This is a genomic window from Natrinema sp. LJW11, from assembly GCF_056135975.1.
In genome coordinates this window covers 158,569-182,810 of sequence record NZ_JBWBDM010000007.1, presented here as the reverse complement: position 1 = coordinate 182,810, position 24,242 = coordinate 158,569, and the positions used below count along the sequence as shown (strand labels likewise).

20 protein-coding genes and 3 pseudogenes are annotated in these 24,242 nt (G+C 57.4%); 13 read left to right on the top strand and 10 right to left on the bottom strand.

Annotation, left to right across the window (positions count from 1 at the left end; translation table 11 throughout):
- The first annotated feature begins 783 nt into the window (after positions 1-783).
- Positions 784-1,074, top strand: coding sequence for a hypothetical protein (locus AC0QDI_RS18700; protein WP_226777714.1), 291 nt, complete (start codon positions 784-786; stop codon positions 1,072-1,074).
- 117 nt (positions 1,075-1,191) lie between these two features.
- Here AC0QDI_RS18700 and AC0QDI_RS18695 read toward each other — a convergent pair.
- Positions 1,192-1,278: pseudogene (locus tag AC0QDI_RS18695) on the bottom strand (IS5/IS1182 family transposase); the annotation flags it as partial.
- A 172-nt stretch (positions 1,279-1,450) separates the two neighbouring features.
- Entirely contained in the window at positions 1,451-3,919 is a 2,469-nt protein-coding gene (locus AC0QDI_RS18690) for a cbb3-type cytochrome c oxidase subunit I (protein ID WP_474670834.1), read from the bottom strand.
- 305 nt (positions 3,920-4,224) lie between these two features.
- Here AC0QDI_RS18690 and AC0QDI_RS18685 point away from each other — a divergent pair, with 305 nt between their 5' ends.
- A complete protein-coding gene (locus AC0QDI_RS18685) occupies positions 4,225-4,398 on the top strand; it encodes a hypothetical protein (RefSeq protein WP_474670832.1) in 174 nt (57 codons plus the stop codon).
- Between the two features lie 347 nt (positions 4,399-4,745).
- On the opposite strand, the gene AC0QDI_RS18680 is transcribed toward AC0QDI_RS18685, so the two are convergent.
- A complete protein-coding gene (locus AC0QDI_RS18680; RefSeq protein ID WP_226777717.1) occupies positions 4,746-4,946 on the bottom strand; it encodes a hypothetical protein in 201 nt (66 codons plus the stop codon).
- A 189-nt stretch (positions 4,947-5,135) separates the two neighbouring features.
- Here AC0QDI_RS18680 and AC0QDI_RS18675 point away from each other — a divergent pair, with 189 nt between their 5' ends.
- Positions 5,136-5,855 carry an SCO family protein gene (locus AC0QDI_RS18675; protein WP_226777718.1) on the top strand — a complete coding sequence of 240 codons (720 nt, stop codon included), beginning with the start codon at positions 5,136-5,138 and terminating at the stop codon, positions 5,853-5,855.
- Positions 5,856-5,886: 31 nt separating this feature from the next.
- Here the strand turns inward: AC0QDI_RS18675 and AC0QDI_RS18670 are convergent, their stop codons facing one another.
- On the bottom strand, positions 5,887-6,465 hold the full coding sequence (locus tag AC0QDI_RS18670; protein ID WP_474670830.1) for a FixH family protein: 579 nt from the start codon (positions 6,463-6,465) through the stop codon (positions 5,887-5,889).
- Between the two features lie 701 nt (positions 6,466-7,166).
- On the opposite strand from AC0QDI_RS18670, the pseudogene AC0QDI_RS18665 reads away from it, so the two are divergent.
- The 4 genes and pseudogenes from AC0QDI_RS18665 to AC0QDI_RS18650 form a co-directional block, all read left to right on the top strand.
- Positions 7,167-7,457: pseudogene (locus AC0QDI_RS18665) on the top strand (HalOD1 output domain-containing protein); the annotation flags it as partial.
- Positions 7,364-7,750: a hypothetical protein gene (locus tag AC0QDI_RS18660; protein ID WP_474670828.1), complete on the top strand. Its 387-nt coding sequence runs from the start codon at positions 7,364-7,366 to the stop codon at positions 7,748-7,750. The pseudogene AC0QDI_RS18665 and the gene AC0QDI_RS18660, both read left to right, overlap by 94 nt.
- A 23-nt stretch (positions 7,751-7,773) precedes the next feature.
- A pseudogene (locus AC0QDI_RS18655) lies at positions 7,774-8,487 on the top strand (transposase); the annotation flags it as partial.
- 95 nt (positions 8,488-8,582) lie between these two features.
- Positions 8,583-8,876, top strand: a complete 294-nt coding sequence (locus AC0QDI_RS18650; RefSeq protein WP_474670826.1) for a hypothetical protein — start codon at positions 8,583-8,585, stop codon at positions 8,874-8,876.
- A 119-nt stretch (positions 8,877-8,995) separates the two neighbouring features.
- Here AC0QDI_RS18650 and AC0QDI_RS18645 read toward each other — a convergent pair whose 3' ends face one another.
- Entirely contained in the window at positions 8,996-9,436 is a 441-nt protein-coding gene (locus AC0QDI_RS18645; protein ID WP_226777722.1) for a CopD family protein, read from the bottom strand.
- Positions 9,437-9,809: 373 nt separating this feature from the next.
- Between AC0QDI_RS18645 and AC0QDI_RS18640 the strand changes: the two genes are divergently transcribed.
- The 3 genes from AC0QDI_RS18640 to AC0QDI_RS18630 all read left to right on the top strand — a co-directional run bounded on the left by AC0QDI_RS18640 (position 9,810) and on the right by AC0QDI_RS18630 (position 13,396).
- Positions 9,810-10,265, top strand: a complete 456-nt coding sequence (locus AC0QDI_RS18640) for a helix-turn-helix domain-containing protein (RefSeq protein WP_474670825.1) — start codon at positions 9,810-9,812, stop codon at positions 10,263-10,265.
- A complete protein-coding gene (locus AC0QDI_RS18635; RefSeq protein ID WP_135536018.1) occupies positions 10,262-10,540 on the top strand; it encodes a DUF7521 family protein in 279 nt (92 codons plus the stop codon). Before AC0QDI_RS18640 ends, AC0QDI_RS18635 begins: the two co-directional genes overlap by 4 nt.
- 276 nt (positions 10,541-10,816) lie before the next feature.
- Positions 10,817-13,396: an efflux RND transporter permease subunit gene (locus AC0QDI_RS18630; RefSeq protein ID WP_474670823.1), complete on the top strand. Its 2,580-nt coding sequence runs from the start codon at positions 10,817-10,819 to the stop codon at positions 13,394-13,396.
- A gap of 102 nt (positions 13,397-13,498) precedes the next feature.
- Here the strand turns inward: AC0QDI_RS18630 and AC0QDI_RS18625 are convergent, their stop codons facing one another.
- On the bottom strand, positions 13,499-14,671 hold the full coding sequence (locus AC0QDI_RS18625) for a Fic family protein (RefSeq protein ID WP_226777725.1): 1,173 nt from the start codon (positions 14,669-14,671) through the stop codon (positions 13,499-13,501).
- 253 nt (positions 14,672-14,924) lie between these two features.
- On the opposite strand from AC0QDI_RS18625, the gene AC0QDI_RS18620 reads away from it, so the two are divergent.
- Positions 14,925-15,227 (top strand): hypothetical protein, encoded by a 303-nt coding sequence (locus AC0QDI_RS18620; protein ID WP_226777726.1) that lies wholly within the window; start codon positions 14,925-14,927, stop codon positions 15,225-15,227.
- An 80-nt stretch (positions 15,228-15,307) separates the two neighbouring features.
- On the opposite strand, the gene AC0QDI_RS18615 is transcribed toward AC0QDI_RS18620, so the two are convergent.
- Together AC0QDI_RS18615 and AC0QDI_RS18610 are read right to left on the bottom strand one after the other, a co-directional pair.
- On the bottom strand, positions 15,308-17,278 hold the full coding sequence (locus tag AC0QDI_RS18615) for a hydantoinase B/oxoprolinase family protein (protein ID WP_226777727.1): 1,971 nt from the start codon (positions 17,276-17,278) through the stop codon (positions 15,308-15,310).
- A 2-nt stretch (positions 17,279-17,280) separates the two neighbouring features.
- Positions 17,281-19,305 carry a hydantoinase/oxoprolinase family protein gene (locus AC0QDI_RS18610; RefSeq protein ID WP_226777978.1) on the bottom strand — a complete coding sequence of 675 codons (2,025 nt, stop codon included), beginning with the start codon at positions 19,303-19,305 and terminating at the stop codon, positions 17,281-17,283.
- 291 nt (positions 19,306-19,596) lie between these two features.
- Here AC0QDI_RS18610 and AC0QDI_RS18605 point away from each other — a divergent pair, with 291 nt between their 5' ends.
- Both AC0QDI_RS18605 and AC0QDI_RS18600 read left to right on the top strand, forming a co-directional pair.
- Positions 19,597-20,760, top strand: coding sequence for an acyl-CoA dehydrogenase family protein (locus tag AC0QDI_RS18605; protein ID WP_474670821.1), 1,164 nt, complete (start codon positions 19,597-19,599; stop codon positions 20,758-20,760).
- Positions 20,761-20,763: 3 nt separating this feature from the next.
- Complete coding sequence (locus tag AC0QDI_RS18600) at positions 20,764-21,984, top strand: CaiB/BaiF CoA transferase family protein (RefSeq protein WP_474670819.1); 1,221 nt, start codon at positions 20,764-20,766, stop codon at positions 21,982-21,984.
- Between the two features lie 40 nt (positions 21,985-22,024).
- Here AC0QDI_RS18600 and AC0QDI_RS18595 read toward each other — a convergent pair whose 3' ends face one another.
- Together AC0QDI_RS18595 and AC0QDI_RS18590 are read right to left on the bottom strand one after the other, a co-directional pair.
- A complete protein-coding gene (locus tag AC0QDI_RS18595) occupies positions 22,025-22,510 on the bottom strand; it encodes an Lrp/AsnC family transcriptional regulator (RefSeq protein ID WP_474670817.1) in 486 nt (161 codons plus the stop codon).
- Between the two features lie 109 nt (positions 22,511-22,619).
- Positions 22,620-23,987, bottom strand: a complete 1,368-nt coding sequence (locus AC0QDI_RS18590) for an aspartate aminotransferase family protein (protein ID WP_474670815.1) — start codon at positions 23,985-23,987, stop codon at positions 22,620-22,622.
- Between the last annotated feature and the right edge of the window lie 255 nt (positions 23,988-24,242).

Below are 24,242 nucleotides of genomic sequence, written 5' to 3'. Positions count from 1 at the left end.
GTATCTACAACCGTGTTTTCGCCCCTCAAAGCGGGGTAAAGACCAAGAGATCCGGGTTGCTCAAGATTATCCAATAGGTGTATATATGAGAATAGGACTTATATCGTATTATGTGATAGCATATCTCTAGTCTACTCCCAATGAGGCAGGTCACTTCAGTCCCACGGCCTTCAAAGCGCCAGAAACCTCGATACCGTGGCCCGTCGAAGGCTGTAATTGGTCGAAAATATCCTTTTTGATCATGTTCACGCAAAGAGAATCGGATTCCTTCAGGATTCAATTACTGGCGTGAGAACAACGGCTAAGGAAGGGAAACGGCCGGTGGGGGACGGCCGCCGCCTCTTGTCACTAGCAGGGGTCACGGATGGGTTTTGGCTAACAAGCCCCCTGCGCTCCTACAGTGACTCGCGTTATCAATAAACACTAGTCAACCGGCAATAGAGTTGCCGTAATAAGAAAGTCGGGTTCCTTGAGTCGTTGGCGGTGAAAAGCTACGGCGGGAAGTAGTGACCGAGGCAGCTTTCGTAATAATGTCCGGAAACAGGTGAACCTGCATCCCTGCATGATGCCCTTGCACTGAATCACGATAATCTCCCGGACTATGTCTATGGCGACCGTTGGCCCCGAGTGGCGTAGATCCTTCCATTCGAGAGGTACGCCCTGTATCTCGTACGAGTATCACAGTATTCCCGCAACTGATAGAACATTCGGCGGTTAGTTCGCACTCGTTCATATCACTTCCTACTTGGACAATGCGAAGGTCTACTTGTCGGAGCTCGTCATTTGTTTGCAATTACTGATGATTCGAGCCACGGTCGACCGGATCGGATCGACGTGGTCGACAATCTACCGATAAGAGTGACCGACGTCTCGCAGTTCGATGATCCGAATGGCAACAGCGAACTGCTCTCCAAGAACAAGTGTCTTGCCGTCGTCGAATGTGAGACCGAATGGCAGTCGACCTTGGTGGATCCCGACCTTGAAGCGCCAATCTACCTCTTGCCCGCCCGTTCGATCTCCTTTTCGCCTCCCAAGTCGTCGCTCGCTGCCATAGCGGGCTCGATCGCAAGGTGATAGGCGGAGGTATCGACGATCCCGTATTCAAACTTCGGAAGCGGTGATGGCAGACCTCTCAACTGACTCCTCAAAACTATGCTAACCGTTTTATGACACTCTGATGAACAAGGTAAATCCGTCGCCCCGAACGGTGGCGGATCCGCTTCGATCACCAACAGCACTTTTAGCCAATGTCGCCACTTTCCCAGTGAAGCGGGAAATTTTGGATGGTTCACATCCACCATTTCTCGTCTCAGCTCTCTAGTTTTGATGGATCAAGTCGGTACTGTCTCGTGACTCGCCAGAGTCAACTGATTCGACTTCGGTAGCGACGAACAATACAGCGAGTAGTCCGAACGTCCGGTTTCGAGCAAGGGAAAGCAAAACGTCCACGCTACATGAGGTAGAACAGCGGGAAGAGAATCACCCAGACGATGTCGACGAAGTGCCAGTAGAGTCCGAAGAACTCTACCGGACGGTTGTCCTCGAGGTAAGCTTCGATGCTCACGATTCGGTAGATTATGAATGCTGCGATGAGTAGACCAAAGATGACGTGCAGCGCGTGTAATCCGGTCGTCACGAAATACATCGAGTACTCGAGTTCGGTGAACCAGTAAATACCGTGAGCGAACTCCTGGCTCCACTCATAGCCTTTGATGGTGAGGAACGTGAGTCCAAGCAGCAGCGTAACCCCCATCGACGCCAGCAGCCCGCGCTTGTTCTCGCGTTCGGCCATCACCAGCGCGAGGATGACCGTAAAACTCGAGGTGAGCAGGACGTAGGTGTTAATCAGGCCGATCGTCGCCGACGGTGGCACGGTCTCGAAGTTACCCCAGCCGGCATGGATCCGCATAAACACGTACGCCCCGATGACGGCACCGAAGACGACGACGTCCGAGGCCAGGAAGAACCAGATACCGGTCTTCGTCGTGCCGACCCCTTCGAACGGCCAGCGCTCGGCGATGGCCATCTCGGGTGCGTTAAATTCCTCGCGCCCGTACTGGAACAGCGCGATCCCCAAGATTCCGACGCCGACGAGCGAGATTATGGGATAGAGAATATTCTCCGATCCAGCAGCCGTACCGGGGAGCTCCGCCCCGCGTGCGGTCGCGAAGTCGGCGACGTAGGGAGTCAGTCCTGACAGCCCGAGGAACATGACAAACATGCCGAGCCCGATTCCGAACGGCCAGATACTCGCATGATCTTCGTGGTCAGCTTCAAGCGACTCAGCCTCCCCGGTTCGCTCATGGGCGACTGCACCGCCGTCGGCCGCCGTCGCATCGTCGACGAACTCGAGTTCCCCGCTCACATAGCTGGGCCGGTTCGGCCAGTTCTCGAGCGGCGGCGGTGACGTGGTCGCCCACTCGGCGGTCCGCGAGTACGCCCACGGGTTATCGGGCGCATCAGGCCCCGAGATGAAACTCTTCGCGAGTGTGATGAAAACGAGCAGAACGCCCGTACCGATAACGAAGGCCCCGACGGTCGCCAGTTGATGGTAGAGTTCCGTCCCCTCGGGATAGTGGAAGACACGCCTTGGTGTCTCCCACGCGAGGAACATCGGGAAGTACAGCAGATTGAAGCCGACGAAGTAGACGGCAAAGCTGAGCTTTCCGAGCCGTTCATCGTACATTTTGCCGGAGATCTTCGGCCACCAGTAGTAGAGGCCGCCGATCAGTGCGGTAACGCCCGCCACCATCACGTAGTGGAAGTGCGCGACCACCCAGTAGGTACCCCGGAACTCGTAGTCGAGGACCACTGCACCGAGGAAGACGCCCGTGATGCCGCCGATGATAAACAGGATGAGCGCGCCAAGAGTGAACAGGAACGGCGTCGTAAAGCGCACGCGACCCTTGACCATGGTATAGATCAGCGCGAAAACTATCAAGTCGAAGGGTAACGAGATACCAATCGTCGTCGCCATGAACAGCGTCTTGATCGGGAGATTGATCGTTGTCAGAAACATGTGATGCATCCAGACCAAAAAGGACTGCACCGCGACAAGCACCATCGCAATGATAACCCACTTTCGGCCGACGATCCGTCGGCCAGTAAACGTTTGAAACGTCTCGAGCATGATTCCTAACGCAGGGAAAAAGACGATGTATACCTCCGGATGGCCGAAGAACCAAAAGAGGTGTCCCCACAACAGGCTCGATCCCTGGTCGGTCGCGAAGTACTGCGTGAGCAGGAGGCGGTCAGTCAACATGAGGATCAGTGCGGCCAGCAGCGCCGCGAACGCGAATAGCATCATCCAGACAGTCAGGAGGATCCCCCACGTGACCAGCGGCATGTTCCACAGACCGAGGCCCTCAGCACGACAGCGGTGAATCGTCGTAAGGAAATTCACCGTACTGAGGGTGGTCGACATGACGAACAGGGTCAACGCGAGGATCGTCGTATTGCCGCCCATCGTCAGCGTATAGCCGGGGTTGTAGATCGGCACGTTCAGCGGTGCGTACATGTACCAACCGTTGGCCCACGTCGTCCCCTGGAAGAACGAGAGCAAGACGAGAAGCCCCGAAAAGAGGAAGAACCAGTAACTCAGCGCGTTCAGGCGCGGAAACGCCATGTCCGTCGACCCGATCTGGAGCGGAACGATGTAGTTCCCGAAGCCGAATCCGAGCGGCGAGATGAACCAGAACACCATCAACAGCCCGTGGATCGAGACTGACTGATTGTATTCGGTGTTCGTGAGCAGTCCGGTGCCACCGAATTCCCACAGGTGAGCGCGGAACAGCAACGCGAGGACGCCGCCAGCGACGAGGAAGAATAGCGCCGTCACAATGTAAAGAATTCCGACATCTTTGTGGTTAGTCGTCACCAGCCATCGCTTGACGCTCGTCTGGGGCGGAAGTTCGCTCATGGAGCACCGCCTCCTGACCAGTGCCTCGAGTCGATGCCGGTTCGGAACGTGGCGGGGCCAGTTTCGCCCGCAAATCCACGGTAGAAACGGCTTTCGGAACGCGCGACAAGATGCATAGTCAACACTTTCCACTACGATTAAGCATATTGTGATGTCCGGTGCACTTGCAAGCAGTATTTCTCGTGTTTTGGCCCGGCCGCGACCGAATTCGAGGTTATTCCCCTTCAACAGTCCTCAAATAGCACGATATTGGCCAACAATGGGTCGCACAACACTCCCTATCCCTTGACTTAGCAGAGAAACAGATGGAAGCACAGGGCATCGAACCAGTCCTGGACTATGAACTCGTAATCATGGGACCGGATGCAGCAGATATCGTCTGGGACGTGCTGACCAAAATCGAGATTGAGGTCAATCTCGCTGATGATACCGACCGCTGTACGAACGCGTCATGGTCTCGCCCAGCGATTTTCACCTGAACTATGTTCAAAAAACGTTCAAACTACGAAACCCTGTCAACCTGGACCTCCTCATCACGGTAATGACCGGTACGGTGAGCCCTGGCCAGACAACTACACGCTCGATGTCCGGCTTCTTGACTCCAATGGCGATAGCATCCTGCCTGTTTGAGCCAAACCATGACGTACCCGCGAAAATAGAAGGTAGAGGAAGCACACTCTGGTTCCGAGCGTTCTACTGTCCGCAATGCATAAACAGTTGATTACGGCCACTCGACCGGCAGTTCGTCCACATTCTCCTCGAATATCTCGAGGATTGGTTCTATCTAATCAAACTCTGGGCCTTTCACGACTACGTCCTGCTCTTTCTACCACTCGATGAATCCCGCGTCTTCCAATCGGGGCAGATGGTTGTGGCACATCTCGACCTGGAGCACCTCCAACTGCTCATCTCCCAACTGTACACCTTCTGATGGCTGGACCGCGGCCTGCGGATTATGCTTTGAGAGCGTGATCAGTAGCTCCCGACGATGCTCATCCACTAATGCTGCCATGACCTCGTCGAGCATATCTTCAACTGGCTCTGTTGAAATCCCATCCTTTAGATGTATTTTAGCGTGAAAAACACGCTCACTCTATGCGCGAAAGGAACGGATAACAATTTTCCTACATTTTGATGAAGAAAACAATTCGGGCCAAGCACATACGAAGACTGTACCAGAGAAGGTTTTAGCCGGAGACTGCAACGACCAGTATCAATGCAGAGACGAACATTGCTTACGGCGCTCGGTTCTGGCATTGCAGTCGGATTGAGCGGTTGCACAGGCACGTTCGGCAGTGACGGTGGATCAGGCGAAAATACGTATCTGGACGCGAAAGAGTGGGAGAGAGTTGATGATCCATCAAATCTTCCGTTTCCGACGCATGGCGATACGCTCCCGTCTGTGACGGTACCAGCACCGTTGCGGGACGGTCAACAAGTCTCAGTTCCCGCTGACTTTGAAACGGATCTTCTGCTGACGTTCGCCTTCACGACCTGCAACACTATGTGTCCACGTCTGACCAGCATCTTGGCGCAGACACAGGATTTCGCACGCGAAGAGGGATTCGGCGATCAGGTATCGTTCGTTGAGACAACGTTCGATCCTGCCAGAGACAACGCCAACGCCTTTAGACAGTGGGCCGATAAGCACCGTATTGAAATGGACAACGGCAACTGGTATTTCCTGCGACCTAAGGATGAGGACCGCGCCAAAGAAGTCGTTCAGGAACAGTACGGCGTACATTTCAGCAAGACAAATCCAGAGAACATGGATTCATATATGTTCACACATACAGGTTTGATCTTGCTCGCTAACAAGAAGGGATACGTCGAACGGGCCTATAAGCTCCAAGCACAACAGAGTTCTGAGTCGCCGCGGGTATCCAGACAGGATGTCACCGACGATTTAGCGACGCTACGCGAGCGCGAATCTTGACGAGGTGGAGGCAGACCAGCGGCGAGCTGGGTTAGCGGTGACGGCCCAAGAGGTAGACCCCGCCAGCCGCGACGCCAGCCAGCCCAACGATGACAACGCCAAGCGAGCCAAAGCCAGCCTGCTCGGTCTGGTTCTCCTCGGACTGAGAGGTGTTCCCGTCGTCTGTAGCTTGGGCATCAGGAGCAGGATATTTCAGTGTATCTCGATCCTGAACCTCTTTCTGGAAGTGTGTGTGAACCGGCGTTCCATTGATCTCCCCTTCGAGATGGACAGTATAATTGCCGGCTTCCGTGAAGATCACTGGTGCCTCATACACACCGGGTTCACCGTGTTTCTCGCTCAGTTCGAGAGCAGTTTTGTCACTTCCTTGGGTTTGCACGGAGGCAGTCAGGTTCTTGGATTGATTTGTGACCGGTTCTCCCGTCTCGTTATCGACGATCTCGAACTCTAACCACATCCGTTCGCCCGTGATAAGCGGCTCCTCCGCACCGCCGAAGGTGATTTCGTACCCTTCGACGTTTTGCGTTTCATGCGCTGCTGCTGGACCAACTATACTGCCCAACAACAGGAGAGTCAATCCAACTGCGATGAGTGTCTTTCTGGAAGACATCATGTGTGAATAAACTCCGCATAGAAGTAGTACATCTGGTTCAGTCCACTAAAGCAATCTCTGGATTCCAATAGAGTCACGGCGAACGGGTAACAAAGGTGGGCAGAAGGTGGTAGCTCTTGAAGATGTATTCTACAGCCAACAAAGAGTCCAGGTGCGAGAATCGAACTGCGCGTCTCAGCCTGCACCGGCTGAAGGATGGCCACCACCCCAACCCGGACACGTGGACACTGCATCACTCGCTATCACTGGGAGCAGATTATAAGTCCGTATCTTCTTCAGGTTCTGAGACGATCATCGTCTTCCGATATATTTTTCTCCCCAACGGTCACTACAGGACCTGTACTGACCGCAACGGGTATCAAAGCTATCATGTTTTAAGGGTTTCAACAGATCCCTTCAACTATAATCGAAAATAGTGAAGATTCTTCGGCTGCCTATGACATGTTTTTGTTCAATCGTATGTTCTAAAGACTATATGTTTGAGTGGGTTTATTTACTGAATTGATGATGAATATCAGAGATTGCCTGTCGTGGTGAAACATAATCTGGAGAATAGTGGAGGCTCGAGGCAATGACCGGCAGCGACAGCCCTGATACTCCGTTTGAATACGAATCAGAACATCCACCGAGCCTTGCCGTTGTCAACGCACTTGCCAATCTATAAGAAGAGGACCCAACAGACCTAGACTCTCTACGACTACATCTATCCCGAAGCACTGGATACGCTCATCCGGTCCGACCCTGTCACAGTCACGTTCACCGTCAACCAGTACACGGTTCACATCACAGGGTCCAGTACTATTCGGATCACCAGCTGGCCAAGCTACTCAGTACAGTTACTTCAGTTATCACGGAATCCAGTAACAAATACGATGAAGAGAAAGAGCGGAAGAACATGGGTGATTTCAAGTTCTGTGCTCGGTGCAGGATCAACCGGACTTACAGCAATACTCGAACCCGTTTCCTGTACGACAATATGGGTTTCTTAGGCTCGTTTGACCGTGATGACATACCTAAAGTACCAGATCCTCCATCAAGGGATGAGAAGAAGAACTCTGGAAATAGCTCCCCTGAGGATGTGTTTGATGATGGGTATACTGGATACGAGAGTTGGCAGGTGCCGAGAGAGGTTCCCGATGAATGTCCACACAACAATGGCCCAGAGTATCACTGGGAGGATTACAGCTGGGCGGATCAAGGGAAAGCAAGGTGCAGGAACTGTAATACAAAAGTGGAGAAAGACCGGCTTCCTAACTCGGTCATAATCCATGACGGCTGGTAATTGAGGAAGAGCGGCGGGTTCGCCGCTGGGTACACGTGGTTCTGCACTGTTTTTGACTCGGAGACGGCCACAGCTGCCGTGAAACGTCGAACTGGCTGAAGTATATGACAAGGATTCGTGACGCTCTTGGCCTTGATCGAGACGAGTTGCCAGACTACAGCACGATCTACAAGTCGTGTGATCGACTGAAAAAGTGGGTAGTGCGGGCGTTGCTGCGCGTTTCAGCGCAGCAACCTCCACAGTCTGGACATGCAACTCTCGACAGCACGTTCTTCGACCGACGCGCTGCCTCGTCGTACTGTTGTCAGATATTCAGTAACAGTACTCAAACATTGAAATTTCAATATTAACCTATGTAGAGTCTTTTGCCGTTCTTGGCGTACATATCTCGGCTGGGTGGAAATGCGATACGAAGACAGGGCCGCCGGAACGCGGACGACCTGCTGTCCGTGGCTGCCGACAAAGCCTTCCAGAACTGGCACACCAAGTACGAGTTCTACGCGCTCGGTGTCGAATCGCTGATCTTACAGCGTGGATTGAGATTGGTCACGAAGGGACACAACGCGCTCATTCAGGAAAACGGCTACTCTCAGCACTGGATGGCCGAAACCTCGTACTCAACAACGAAGCGCTCGCTCGGCGATGCTGTGCGAGCGCTGGGTTGGTATCGACAGTTCCGTGAAATTGTCCTCATGTTCGCCATTATCAACATAGAAAAGCTCTGTGAGCCACTCTAACCACCATTTAGAAGCTATTCAACAAACAGAAAACCCTGTTCTGGAGAATAGCGTATATCTGTGGAAGGTCGCGATTTGATTCGACGTATAAGCTGTTGGCAATGGTGGTCTCAAAACTACTGTCGCGTCACTTTGGTTCAGAGGTCGCTGTTCAACACGGCAGTCTCGTGACCTTCCTTGAGGATGCAGACGACGATGTCTGGGTGGTTCCGGCAATTGCATCCCAGCGATCCGTCACCGACGCCAGGACCGGGATCCCCCGACACAAGAGCCCGAACAGGGAGCACCTCGAGTGTCGGGCGTGCAACCGGAAGACCGAGCATCGATTCACCGAATACGAAGCCGTGCCTGACGATGAGTGGATCGGCCAGCCGATGTGGGAGTGCTAGGTGTGCAGAACGCCCTGATACGGTCCATACCCAGCCGAGAAGGCTTAATCGAGATAATGATACCAGATCCATCCAGCTCTGACCGTTCAAATGACTCCGGTAGCGAACGCTGAATCAATTCATAGGAGGCCCGCTACGATGAGGAGTGCTATCGAAATAATACTCGCAATCAGAAACCACGGTCGCGCCTCCGACGCTGCAGTTGCTACCGATTTTTCTGGTGGAAGACCGGTTAGCTGGCGGAAGCCGCCGTAGAGCACTAGTGGAAGGAGAAGCCACAGGCCGACCATCGTCAGGACGAGATGCCCTCGCCCGGTCGATTGAAGTGTCTCAACGGTGTATAGAGTCCCTGCGAGATGACCACCAGTAAACAGCAGTAGCAGCACCGAGGCGATCGTGAGATACGAAAATCGACGGCCGATAAGAGCCAACGCCTTCTCTCCAAGCAGTTCTCTACGAGCGGCAGGGAGCACAGCGCCTGCAACCAAGAGTGTGCCGCCGGTCCACAGCGCAGCAAAAATAGTGTGGGTAGTCATGACAACGTCAAGCATCGTCGCCATCACTGACCCTCCGTCTCCAGATGGGTTTTTTGCCCAGTAGCTGAGCCGTCGTCAGCAGATTCATCAGCCTCGAGGATAGTGAGTTCGTTTCGTTCTTTCGTCCAGTAACGGTATCTAGCCATTATCCACCCAAATCTGTGACAGCAGTAGATAAACAACGATGGAAGTGTCCCAGAATGTGGGATTGGAGACCGAGCGGCGGAGATCAGAGCAGAATTCGTCATAGACTCCTAACCAGTTGCGTATCGGACATCCTGCTAGTCCAACAATCTGGGAACACTCGGTACCTCTATACACCCATAGTTGCAAGACAGAGCTAACTGACAGCGTACTCGTCTCCAAGTCGAGACGAACTGGAGAAGGCGATATTCGAATGACTGAGGAATTCATCGACCCAAACCGGCTCTCGCTCATTCCATCACGGTCGAACACGACTCACACAGCCACCGACATGGTCCAGGGGCCCTCGACGGATGACGACGATCCGCCCGTTTCAGTAGTCCTCCAATCGCTCGAGGACAGTAAATGTAGAACGATACTCACGGCGTTATGTGAGCCGAAATCCGCAACCAAACTCTGCAACGAGTGTGAGCTGCCGAGTTCGACAGTGTATCGCAAACTCGAGCGACTCCGTGACGCAGCTCTCGTCAAAGAGTACACTGAAGTCCGACGTGACGGACCGAACGCCACATTGTACGAACGGGATTTCACGGATATCTCGATCAGCATTGACGACGACGACGAATTCACCGTCTCCGTCGAACGACCAGACGAGGATGCAGAGGACCGTATGGCGACGTTCTGGTCAGAGATGAAAAAAGAATCATGACGGACAGTATTATAATCCTACTCGGCATCGTCAAAATCGCCGCGTTAGTCCTCGGGGGTGTCGTCTCCCTATTAGCCTATCGTGCCTATCAACGAACACAGATCGAGGGGCTCCAGTACTTCGCAGTAGGCCTCATGGTCATCACCATCGGGACGTTTCTGGTCGGGATTCTCCACCACATCTTCGGCATTCCGAGCGTCCAAGGAATGCTCTTCGAGAGCCTCATCGCTTGTGGCGGCTTCCTCGTCATGATATACGGACTCTACGGTCAGTAGCCGCTGCTATTCATTCGGTTGGAACTGCTCAGATAGCATCCCAGACAGCCTACCCGCGCCGCGTGCTTCATTCAGAGTGACCTGTTCAGTTATCTCGTTACAAAATCGCTTCTATAGGCCAACCGAACTTCGCGGTTGTCCCACGTTATGGGAGGCCTCCATCGTTCCTTATGAGGCACACACGGAGAGTGTAACAATGAGCGAGTCCCATACACCAGTCCATCAGCCCACCTCAACGCCAAAGCTCACCCGAATACAAAGCGGTGTCGGTGATCAATGAAACGGAATTTACCGTCTCGATACGCGGACACGCTCATCTCGCGGAGCAAACTCATTATCGCCCTGTTGCTTGTCCTCACGGCAATCGTCGGCGCTGGCGCGGCGGTCGGCACCAGTGAAGACGGTGCGATTGGTCAGACAGGCATTGATTCCGAAGAGCAGACAGCACTCGAGGAGATTGAATCGACGTACGAAACGGACGATACGTTGGTTACACAGATCATCGTCAAAGACGAAGGTGAAGATGTCCTCACCCGTGAGTCACTACTGCAGAGTCTCCAACTCCAGCAAGAGATACGTGAGACCGAATCCATCAATACGACGCTACGAACGGAGTCGGACTTCCGCGGTCTCGAGAATATGGTGGCGACGACGGCATACTTCGAAGTACAAGCGGCTGAAAACGGGACACATGACACGGCATCCACCGGTCGGAACCAGCAGCCACCAGCGCCGACACTCGACCAACAGATCGAGGTGCTTGAGTCGCACTCAGACGAGGAGGTTAATGCAATACTCGCACGAGTACTCGATTCGGATTCGACCACCCCTAGCCGTGACCCGACTGCGTTCCTGCCGTCGGACCACGAACCCGGCGCAACGAGCGCCGACGCGAGACTGACACTTGTCTTCCAATCTAACGAACACGGCGGCGCTAGCGGAACGCCCCAAGAGGCGTACGATGCGCAAGTAGCTATCGCCTCACTAGTCGACGAGCGCTTCGACGATGCGTTCGTCTTCGGACAGGGCATCATCGACGAGGCGTCCTCACAGGCCATCGGAGACAGCTTCCTCATCATCATCCCCGTTGCACTCGTCCTTCTGCTCGTTGTCCTCAGTATCGCGTACCGCGACATTGCCGACGTGCTCATCAGCCTGTTCGGGATCGGCGTGGTGATGGTATGGCTCCAGGGTATTCAGGGCTGGCTCGGAATCCCGTCCAGTTCGATACTCATCGCCGTCCCATTCTTGCTCATTGGACTAAGTATCGACTACTCTCTCCACATCATTATGCGCTATCGCGAGGCAAGAACAGGGGATCACGAGACCGATCCCGAGTCCGATGGCCAACGGGATCCAACTACTGCGATGCGGGCGGGAATCGCTGGTGTCGTCGTTGCGCTGGCTGCTGCTACGTTCACGACTGGCATCGGCTTCTTCTCGAACTACGTCAGCCCGCTCGGGTCGATACAGGACTTCGCGCTCCTGAGCGCCGCTGGCATCGTCGCGATGTTCCTCGTCTTTGCGGCATTCGTCCCAGCCGTTAAATTCGAAGTCGAACGACTCCTCTCCCGAATCGGCCGTGACCGACAGCAGACAGCGTTCGGCGTCGGCTCAGGACCGATTCGCCGTACGCTCTCAAGCATTGCGGCCCTCTCACGACGTGCACCGATCGCCGTTCTAGTCGTCTCACTGTTGTTGGCTTCTGCAGGGACCTACGGTGCGACCGGCTTGGATACGGAGTTCAACCAAGCGGACTTTCTCCCGGAGGACGCCCCAGAGTGGATGGAATCGCTCCCGGAACCGTTCGCGCCAGCCGAGTACGATGTCCGAGAAAATCTCGCGTACCTGAGTGACAACTTTCAACTACGCGGGCAGGGATCTGAGGCCCAGATACTGATACGCGGGAACGTGACCACACCGTCAGTACTCACTGCGACCGACAATTCATCTTCGTATATGAATCGGAATGGAGCGATCGCCATGCAATCGGGCGGCACAGCCGTCGTCGAGAGTCCGGCAACTGTCCTCCGTTCGGTCGCGGCTGAGAATCAGACGGTTGCCGCTGCGATTGATGCACGAGACTCGGATGGTGATGGTCTCCCAGACGAGGACATCGCGTCGGTCTACGACCTCGTGTATGACGCTGCTCCCGACCGGGCGTCGACAGTCCTCTATCGGACCGAGAACGGATCGTATGCGACAGCTAGGTTGCTCGTCGGTGTGAAGACCGACGCGGCCGCCCAATCGATTGCCACCGACATGCGAGAGGTCACGACGGGTATCGAAGCGAACGCACCGGTAACAGCCGTTGCGACGGGTGGACCTGTCATTACCGCTGTCGTCCAAAGTGCCCTGTTCGAGACGCTCGTCGAAGGATTCACCGTAACGCTGGGTGTGATCCTGACGTTCCTCCTTGGCCTGTACTGGTGGCGGTACCGAGCGCCGGGGCTTGCGATTGTGGTGCTCGTCCCCGTCCTCCTCGCACTCGCATGGCTGCTCGGCACGATGGCACTGCTCGACATCCCATTCAACAGCGAGACCGTCGTCATCACCAGTTTGGCGATTGGCCTCGGCGTCGATTACAGCATCCACCTCGGGGAACGATTTATCGACGAGCGTGAGCGCCGAACGTCGCTAGACGAGTCGCTTTTCGCTGCAGTCACTGGGACTGGCGGTGCGCTACTAGGGAGTGCAGCGACGACGGCAGCGGGCTTTGGCGTCCTCGCACTCGCACTCTCCCCACCACTCCACCGATTCGGCCTCGTCACTGGGTTGAGCATCATTTTCGCGTTCGTTAGCTGTGTCACCGTGTTACCGTCTCTCCTCGTGATTCGAGAACGATACTTCCGCTGAAAATAGCCGCAATAGAGCCAGAACGGTACCGTTGCTTCTTTCACTGGTAGTTGAGACTGGCCATCTCAATGCATATGCCTCAAACCCTCTGTGCTCATTCGTTCAGAGTTGGTCGATCGGCTTGTTGATGATCTGGAAGACTTCGCTCGCCCGGTAGAACCGATTCCGGTCTTTCCCGGTGAGTTCTTCGAGTATTCCGTCATTTTCGAGCTGTCCGATCAGTCGGTTGGCTGTGCTGTATTCGACATCCAACCAGTCGGCCGCCGTATTCACGTCCAGATACGGATCTTCGAAGAGCCGCATCACCAGTTCGAGGATATTCTCAGATCGCTCGCTCTGATAGCGCTGTTGATAGTCCTCTCGGAGGTCGACTAGCAGGTTGGCCCGCTGATGGGCCTCATCTGCTTGCGACTGCACGCCACGCAGGAAAAACAGGAGCCACTCTTCCCAGTCACCGCGTTGACTGACAGCCAAGAGATGATCGACGTACTCTGACCGTCGTGCGTTGAAATAGGAACTCAGGTAGAGATACGGCTCGGGCAAGAGACCGTCACGTTGCAGGAGGAGACTGATCAATAGCCGCCCGAGTCGTCCGTTCCCATCGAGAAACGGGTGAATCGTCTCGAACTGGTAGTGGATCAGCCCGATTCGGAGAAGTGGATGCAGATTCGTCTCTTGGTTCGCATACTCGAGCAGGTCCTCGAGTAAGTCAGGAATCTCGTTCGGTGGTGGCGGCACGTACCTGGCGTCTTGGATGTATGGCGTACTGCCGATGAAGTTCTGCGTCGTACGGAGTTCCCCTGGGTCTGCCTCATCGCCACGGACACCCGAAAGCAACCGGTCGTGCATCTCGCATAGCAATTCGACGGTGATTGGATCGCCAGCTGTGATCGCATCCAATCCGTGCGTCAGCGCGTGCAGATAGTTCACGACTTCTTGGGTACCCTGCTGTCTGTCTTCGTCGATGAGATCTTCCTGTCCGGCCTCATAGGCGTAGATATCCGAGAGAGTAGCATGTGTCCCCTCGATTTGGGAGGATTCCAGCGCTTCTTTTCGAATGAACGGCTCGATAAGAATTTCTCTCGAGCCGACACGTGGACCGATGCCGTGGAGTCGGCCGAGGGCTTGTGTCGCTTCTGCCAGCGGTGTAATGAGCTGTTCAGTATTGATGGAGGGGGGAAGTGGGTCAGGCCGGAACGCCGAATATGTCCCCTTCGATGTCGTCGTGGGAACGATCTCACCGGGCGCTGCCTCGTCGAAGTCATCTCGCTCCATTAGTGGTATCCCTACGAATACGCCCACCACTATTGGTATTTATGGTACTAAATAAAAATAGCAGGATGGCCAATTGCACCGTTACAACTACTCAGGATCTCTGGAGCCGGGTTTGGAGACACTTTTCTTATCCGGTTTTGCGATTGGAACTCTTGCTCAGTATATCTGCGTATTGACCAGCGTCAAGGGGAACTATGCGTGTTCCTATAACCCTACCAACCAATTTAACCTGTTCCGATGTCATGGGATTCCCATGTCGGAGAAAGGAAACTCCGCCGTCGAGACCCGCCGATTTCACTCCGGTGATGGCGAGCGTATCCGGGAGTTGAACGGCATTGCAATGGCCACGACTCCAGAGTATGAGCCAGACATTCCAGATAAAGATCTTCGAGATGATCAAAGCAACTACCTCGACAGGGGTGGGGAGTTTCTCACCGGGATTGTAGACGGCACAATCGTTCGTATGGGAGCTTATGCGACACCGACTGAGTGGAAAGAGGAATTCGTTCAGTTATATCACGTGATCGAAAGTCGTTCCGGTGATCGGGGGCGATGAAGAAGACGAGCGGGCGGGATCCCACGTCGTCAGATCGCGGTTCCGTGGTCCGCGATTCCTTTTGAATGCGACGCCGGGGATCAGGACCAGTCGCTCGCGGCGCGGTCCCGGAGCATCTCGCGGAACTGTTCGGTCGTGTTCTCAAGGAGTTCGCCGCTGGACCAGTCGAGGATCACGCCGTAACGGCGGATGAGATCCAGTCGCGTGAGTTCGCCGTCTTCGTACCGCTCGACGACGGTCTCGGGGTTGGCTTCGAGCCACTCCCGCCGGTTGTCGCGGATGTACGCGCGTTTCTCTTCGGTGGCGTCCCGGTCGATCTCGTACTCACAGAGTTCCGGGTCGATCTCCTCGATGACGACGCCGTAGTCCTTGGCGGCACGCTTGACGGAGACGTAATCGTCCTTCACATCCTCCAGCACCGCGTCGGGATCGCGTTCGAGCGGATCGCCGAATCCGCCGCCGCCCGAGGAGGGGCGAACGAACTCGTCCCCCTCGCCAACGGGGTGGTTCGAGAAGACCGTACCCATCTCAGTGGTTTCGCCGTCCTGGGTGAGGGAGACGCCGTGCGGGATCCCCGGCAGGCCGCCGTTGATTCCCCACGTGATCGAGCGGGCGCGGTCCGAACAGTACGACATGACGCTGTTTTCGCATTCAAGCATCCGTCCGCCCTTGCGGAGTCCACAGCCGCCGCGGTACTCGCCGGGGCCGGCGGAGTCGGTGACGATCTCGTGCTGTGACGTCAGCAGTGGCGTGTCCCGTTCCTGGCCCTCCAGCGACTGAACGGCGAGGCCGGCACCGAACACCGGTGCGGTCGCCGAGGCTCCGTCTTTGCCGTCGCGGCCGCCCCAGCCACCGGCCATCCAGTCGTACCACGCGAACTCCGCCCCCTCGTGTCCCGGGCGTTTGTCCGTCCCGCCCGCGAGCAGATACTCGAGGTTGAACGAACACGCCATCGCCCGTTCCGGCAGGACCTCCGACCACAGCTCGAAGATCGCGTTCATCACCTTCTCGTACGTCCCGGCGACCGATCCCGTCACGGGGACCGATTCCGGCGCGTCGACGACGGTCCCCTCCGGGAGGTCGGCACTGACGACGCGGTACATGCCGGAGTTCAGTGGCACGTCCGGGAAGAACATCTTCGTCCCGGCGATGACCGCCGAGTAGGACGTACCGAAGGTGGCGTTGAGGAAGTTGCCGATGTACTCGTCCGACCCGGACAGGTCGTAGTGAACTTCGTCGCCGTCGATGGTCATTTCGACGTCCACGGTGACGAGGCCTTCTTCCTTGTCGGGATCGGCGTCGATGTAGTCCTGTGTCCGCCAGGTACCGTCGGGCAGATCGCTGATCTGTTTGCGCATGATCCGCTCGACGTAGTCCTTCGACTCGTCGAAGGCGGTCATCACCGTGTCGACGCCGTATTTCTCCACGAGTTCAATCAGCCGCTCCTCGGCGATGCGGGTCGCCTCGGCCTGCGCGCGGAGATCCCCGAGGCGATCCTCGGAGAGACGCATGTTCGTCGTCATGAAGTTCGCGACGTCCTCCCGGAACTCGCCGGCCTCCCAGATCTTCATCGGCGGGATGCGCAGGCCCTCGGCGAAATGACTGTTCGCGTCGATGTTGAACGATCCCGGTGCTGGACCGCCGACGTCCGCCCAGTGTCCGTTGGACTGGGTGACCGCGATGAGTTCGTCGTCGTAGAACACCGGCCGCATGATGCGGACGTCGTTGATGTGAGTCCCGCCGAGGTAGGGATCGTTGACGATGTAGACGTCGCCGGGTTGGATGTCGCCCTCGAAGTACTCGAGGGTCTCTTTGCAGGTGTAATGGAGGGTCCCGACGTGGACGGCAATGTCCTTCGAGCCCTGCATCACCGTGTTCCCCTCCGCGTCGTTCAGGCAGTTGCTGAAGTCGCGGTTGTAGATAACGAACGAGTAACAGGTCCGCTGGATCTGTTCTGCCATTCGGTCGACGAGGTTCCGGAACGAACTCCGGAGCACCTCGAAGGTAACCGGGTCGAGGTCGATATCAGTCTGTGGGTCTGTCGTTGCCATGTTTACACCGTGATGATGATGTTGCCCGTCTCGTCCACTTCCGCCGTCGCCGCCGGCGGCACAACGACGGTGGAGTCCATCTGTTCGACGATGGCCGGTCCCTCGAAGGTCGCGCCGGCCCCTAATCGCTCGCGGTCGTAGACGTCCGTCTCGACGTACTCGCCAGCGTCGTCGAAGTACGCCTCTCTGGTCTCCCGGCGGGCATCGGCCGCATCGGCCGGTTCGACCTCCGGGAAGGACGGTTTTTCCACGAGACCGCGGCCCGTGACGCGCAGCCCGTAGATCTCGACCGGCTGTTCCTCGTCGGAGTAGGCGTAGTTCTGCTCGTGTTGGCGGTGGAACTTCGCCCGGATCTCGTCCATACTCCGGATCGGACGGGAGCAGACGACGTCGAGTGACCGCCACTGCCCCGCGTAGCGCATTTTGATCTCGTACTCCATCCGGATCTGCTCGTCCTCGACGCCCTCCTCCGAGAGCCGTTCGTGGATCTCCTCCTCCATCTCCGCGAAGTCCGCCTCGATATCGTCGACGACGTCGTCGGTCGCGTCGGCGATGAACGTCTGAGAGAGGTCGTGTTCGACGTCGACCAGCAAGCAACCCAGTGCGGAGTTGATGCCGGGGTACGGGGGAACGATAACCTTAGGAATGTTCATCTCGCGCGCGACGTGGGCCGCGTGTAGCGGACCGGCCCCGCCGAAGGCCACGAGCGGGAAGTCACGCGGGTCGTATCCTTTGCTGGTCGATACCAGACGGACCGCGTTGCACATGTTGGCGACGGCGATCCGCTCGATGGCGGACGCCGCTTCGGTGAGGTCCAGACCCAGCGGGTCGGCGATGTCGCGCTCGATCACGTTCCGGGCCGGTTTCGCGGTCGCGTCCATGTCGCCGCCGAGGAACTTGTCCGGGTCCACCCATCCGAGGACGACGTTGGCGTCGGTCGTCGTCGGCTTATCGCCACCCCGGAGATAGCAGGCCGGGCCGGGATCGGCACCCTGACTTTTCGGACCGACGCGCAGCGAGCCACCGTCGTCGATCCAGGCGATGGATCCGCCGCCGGCACCAATGGTCTCGATGTCCGTCGACGGGAACATGATGGGATACCCGTACTCGACGGCCCACTCGTCGGTCATCTCGATATCGCCTTCGTGGGTGAGGGAGACGTCGGCGCTGGTCCCGCCCATGTCGAAGCCGATGGCGTTCTCGAAGCCGCACTGGTCGGCGATGTGCTGGCTCGCGATAGCGCCCGCCGTGGGACCGGAGTTGGCGATGCGGGCGGCGTAGTAGGCGATTGCCTCGGTTGTCATCACGCCACCGCCGGAGTGCATCGCCAGCACGTCACCGTGATACTCTCGCTCGGAGAGCTGGCTGGAGAGGTCGGTGAGGTACTCCCGGACGACGGGGACGAGCGCCGCGTTGATGACCGTCGTACTCGTCCGTTCGTGTTCGAACATCTCCGGCAGGATCTCGTGTGAGGTGCAGACGAACGCGTCCGGATGCTCCTCCTGTACGATCTCCTCGAGCCGGCGCTCATGAACACCGTTTACGTACGCGTTGATGAGGGAAATCGCGATGGTATCGATGCCGCGCTTTTTGAAGGTACGAACGATCTCTCTCGCACGCTCCTCGTCGAGCGGTTCGACGACGTTGCCGTCGTAGTCGATCCGTTCCGGCACGCCGAGCCGATCGCGTCGCTGGACGTACGGGTCCGCAACGTCCTCGTACGCGTCCCAGATGTCTTCTTTCGTCGCGTCCCGGATCTCGTGTACGTCGCGGAACCCCTCCGTCGTGATCAATCCGATACGTGGAAGCTCGCGTTCGATCAGCGCGTTGGTCCCGACCGTGGATCCGTGCGAGAAAAAGTCGAGCGCCTCGATGGGGGTCTCGGACTTCTCCAGGCCGTTGATGACCCCCTCCGCGGGGTTCTCCGGCGTTGACGGCGTCTTCGCGACCTCGATCTCTCCGCTTTCTTCGTCGAACACGATAACGTCGGTGAACGTGCCGCCGATATCGACACCAGCACGGTTCATTGTGTCATCACACATGTGGTGGCATACCGTACTATATTAAAACTTTTCCTCGGATAGAATTTCATCCGAGTATAGGACCCTAGAATGAATCTACTCCAATCTTAGAACGGGAGGTTCTATTTATATTCACGCCAGCAAACGGATTCACGGGGTTAAACAGCGACACGAACCCGCATTCAGATATGCAGTATCCTCGAATCACCACCCTCTGGTGAGACAATATTCAACTTATTCTCGCATATATGGACTGAATCCAAAATATTATTAAATACGGTTCTGTACCCTGTAACGATGCTCGATTACTACGGTCTGGAGGCGGACCTCTCGGAAGAGGAGCGGATGATTCAGGAGTCGGCCCGGGAGTTCGTCGACGAAACAGTACGGCCGGACATCGGCGAGCACTGGATCGAGGGCACCTTCCCCAGAGATCTCATCCCCGAGATGGGCGAGATGGGCTTTTACGCGCCCAATCTCGGAGGCTACGGCTCGCCCAACGTCAGTGAGAAAGCGTACGGCCTCCTGATGCAGGAACTGGAGGCCTGTGACTCGGGCCTGCGCTCGATGGCTAGCGTCCAGGGCGCACTCGTCATGTACCCGATCCACGCCTACGGCTCCGAAGAGCAGAAAGAGGAGTGGCTCCCCAAACTCGGGAGTGGCGAAGCCGTCGGCTGTTTCGGCCTCACCGAACCCGAACACGGCTCGAACCCCACCGCCATGGAAACCCGCGCCGAGGACGCCGACGGCGGCTACCGCCTCAACGGCTCGAAAACTTGGATTACCAACTCCCCTATCGCCGACGTGGCCGTCGTCTGGGCGCGGGACCAGACTGATCCCGACACCCCAGTCCGGGGCTTTTTGGTCGAGACCGACCGCGATGGCGTCTCGACGAACAAGATCACTGAGAAGTTATCGCTGAGGGCTTCGATCACGGGTGAAATCGGCCTCAACGACGTGTTCGTCCCCGAGGGGAACCTGCTCCCCGGGGTGGAGGGGATGGGCGGCCCGCTGGGCTGTCTCACGCAAGCCCGCTACGGTATCGCCTGGGGCGCGGTCGGCGCGGCCCGAGACGCCTTCGAGACCGCTCGGGAGTACGCCACCGACCGCGAGCAGTTCGGCGCCCCCATCGCCCGCTTCCAGCTCCAGCAGGACAAACTCGCCGAAATGGCCACCCAGATCACGCTCGCCCAACTACTCGCTCACCGCCTCGCGGACCTCAAAGAACGCGGCGATATGCGCCCCCAGCACGTCTCCATGGCCAAACGCAACAACGTCCGCATGGCCCGTAACCAATCGCGGATCGCCCGCGAGATCCTCGGCGGCAACGGCATCACCGCCGACTACTCCCCCATGCGTCACATGGCCAACCTCGAAACGGTCTATACCTACGAAGGCACTCACGACATCCATACCCTCATCCTCGGCGAAGATCTCACCGGATTCGCCGCCTACGAATAAGCCATGACCGGCGAAGCACGCACTCCCGACGGTGACGAACAGCCGCTAGACGGCCTGACCGTTCTCGACGCATCACGGGTCCTCGTGGGGCCGTTCTGCACGATGCAACTGGGCGATCTCGGCGCGGAGGTGATCAAGGTCGAACGGCCGGACGGCGGCGATCAGACCCGTGGCTGGCATCCGCCGACCTACGGCGAGGAGAGCGCCTATTACGTCAGCATCAACCGCAACAAGCGGTCGCTGACGCTGAACCTGGCAAGCGAAGAGGGTCGCGAGGTGTTCCGCGATCTGGTGTCCGAGGCCGACGTACTCGTCGAGAATTTCAGAGTCGGGAAGATGGAAGAGTGGGGGCTAGACTACGCGACGCTCAGTGAGGCCAATCCCGAACTCGTCTACTGTTCGCTCTCGGGCTACGGCGAGTGGGGGCCACAGAAGGACCGGCCGGCCTACGACATCATGATGCAGGCCGAGGGCGGACTGATGAGCATCACCGGCGAGGAGGGCGGACCGCCAGTCCGCGTCGGCGTCGCCATCGCGGACATCGGAGCGGGGATGTACGCCACACAGGCCATCCTCGCGGCACTGCTCTATCGGGAACTGGGCGACGGCACCGGCCAGAAGGTAGACGTGAGCCTCCTCGATGGGCAAGTCGCCTGGATGAGTTACATGGCGTCGTACTATTTCGCGACCGGCGACCCGCCGGGCCGCATGGGGAGCAAACACCCGACCATCGCGCCCTATCAGGCGTTCGAGACCAGCGACGGGTACGTCGTCGTCGCCACTGCTTCCGAGAACCTCTGGCCGAAGTTCTGCCGAGCGCTCGACCGGGAGGATCTGATCGACGACGAGCGCTTCGCGGTCAACGCGGACCGTGTCGCGAATCGCTCGGAACTCGATCAGATCCTCGACGGAGAATTCGAACAGTATACAACCGCCGAGGCCGTCGCGCGGATGGAGGAAGCTGGAGTCCCGGCCAGTCGCGTTCGGGACATGGAAGACGTGTTCGAGCATCCGCAGGTACAGGCCCGGAACATGCATCAGACCGTCGACCATCCCACGATTGGAGCCGTGGAGATGGCCGGGAGCCCGATGCACTTCTCGCGGACGCCCACCGAGATCGACCGGCACCCGCCCCTGCTGGGTGAACACACCGAGGAGATCCTCGACGAGTTCGGATACGACGAGGAGACGATCAGCGAACTCGCCGACCGGGACGTCATCTGATCGGCGCGTCCGAGGCGATTCGACCGAGCGCGGGGTTCGATCAGTCGGTGAGTGCGTCGATCAGTGTCTCTTCCTCGAAGTCGTTGAGCGGGTTCTGCTCGTCTTTGACCGTCGTGATAACGAACTTCGAGGACGTCCGTTCGATCTCCTCTATGGCCTCGTAGTCCTCGACGAGTGACTCGACCATCTTCCGGTTGGCGACGTGAGCGATGGCGACGAAGTCGGTGTCTCCCATCGTAAAGTACACCTGGTTGGCCCCCTCGACCTCGGCGAGTTTCTCGCCGACTTTCTCGTGGTATCCCTCCTCGAACTCCGCCCAGACTTCGGAGATGAGCGTGATGGAAAGCCCGACCTCCGTCAGATCGATGTCGTAGAGATCGTTGGTGATGACGCCGGACTCGCGAAGCTGGTTCAGCCTGTAGTGGACCGTCGACTTCGGGATGTCGGTGACGGCTTCGATCTCTTCCGGACTGGCTGTTCCCTCTCTGGCAATCGCAGTCAGAATCCGAATATCTTTCTCATCCATGGGAGAGTTCTGAACACCGTTCAATGGTCGATCCGTCATATAAATACATACTGGTCAGACATTCGAAATTCGAGTCGTCGAAATCGGGGGAGTGGGTCTGAGACGGTGTTCAGGGGGCGTGTTGCTCGATGGACTCGCAGATGATGTCCATCCCCGCGGTGGCCTGTTCCCGTGTGAGCACGAGCGGGGGGATGAGCCGCAGGACGTTCCCGTGGCGGCCAGCGGACCAGACCAGCACTCCGTTCTCGTAGCAATCCCGCTGGATCGCTTCGACGAGTTCCTTCCCGCTCTGGTCGTCGCCGTCGTCGAACTCGGCACCGATGAACAGGCCGCGACCGCGCACGTCGGTGAGACGTTCGTTCTCGCCGGCGGATTCGCGCAGGCGGTCGCGGATGTAGTCCCCGAGTTCTCGCGCGTGGGCCAGCAGGTCGTTGTCCCGGATGAACTCGATAGCGCGCACGCCACCGACCATCGCCGGTGCGTTGCCGCGATAGGTGCCGACGTGCCCGCCGGCTTCCCACGTGTCGAGGTCCTCGTGGTACATCGTTCCCGACAGCGGGAGACCGATACCGCCGAGGGCCTTGGCCATTGGCATGGCATCGGGCGTGACGTCGTAGTGGTCGCTGGCGAACCACTCGCCGGTCCGGCCGAAACCGGTCTGGATCTCGTCGACGATGAGCGGGATGCCGTTGTCGTCGGCGATCTCCTTGAGACCCGGGAGGAACCCCTCCGGCGGCGTGACGATCCCGCCCTCACCCTGGATCGGTTCGATCCAGATACCCGCAGGATTGGCGAGACCGCTGTAGGGATCTTCGAGGAGTTCGCGGACGTTCTCCAGCGCCCGAGTGCTGGCCTCCTGGGGATCCAGCCCCTGGTGATGGGCGTAGGGGTAGGGCACGTGGTGAACGTTCGGGAGCATCGGTGTGTAGTCCTCCTTGTACTTCTTGCCGGCCGTGAGGCTGAGTGCGCCGGCGCTCCCGCCGTGGTACCCACCACGGAACGCAATGAGTCCGTCGCCGCCAGTGTTGTACTTGGCCAGTTTGATCGTCGCTTCGATGGCGTCGCTGCCCGTCGGGCCGCCGAACACGACCCGGTTGTTGTCGGGGAGTGCACCCGGCGCGATGTCGTTCAGTGCGTCGATGAGATCCAGCCGAGCCTCAGTCGGGAAATCTATCGTGTGCGCGACCTTCTCGGTCTGTTCCTGAACGCCCTCCAGCACGTACGGGTTCGAGTGTCCGACGTTCAACACGCCGATACCAGCGAAGAAATCGAGGAACGTGTTCCCGTCCGCGTCGCGTATCGTCGCGCCCTTTGCCTCGTCGATAGCTATCGGAACGACCTTGGGATACGCGACGGCGCTACTGTCTATCTCCTGCTGTCGTTCGATGAGCCGCTTCGACTCCGGTCCGGGAATCGCTGTCTCGACTGTCGGCTCCTGTGCGAAGTGAAGCTCGTCGAACGCCCGTTCTACAGCCATAGTAGAACAATATCCCACTATATACTAAAACTTTGCATCTAATACAAGAACTATACGGATTGCCGGATAGAGTTTTCTAACTGGTCAATTCTACAGTTCTTCGGCCGGTGTTGTGCTATATCGAGCAGGAGAGGCGATATTCTATTTTATATATAAAATTCTGACGGGGTTCTATCTGCGGGTTGGCTTTAATATCGAGCGTCGGTATCGTGCGAGTGATGCCTGATGCAGTAGGCGGTCGTCCGTCGATAGACG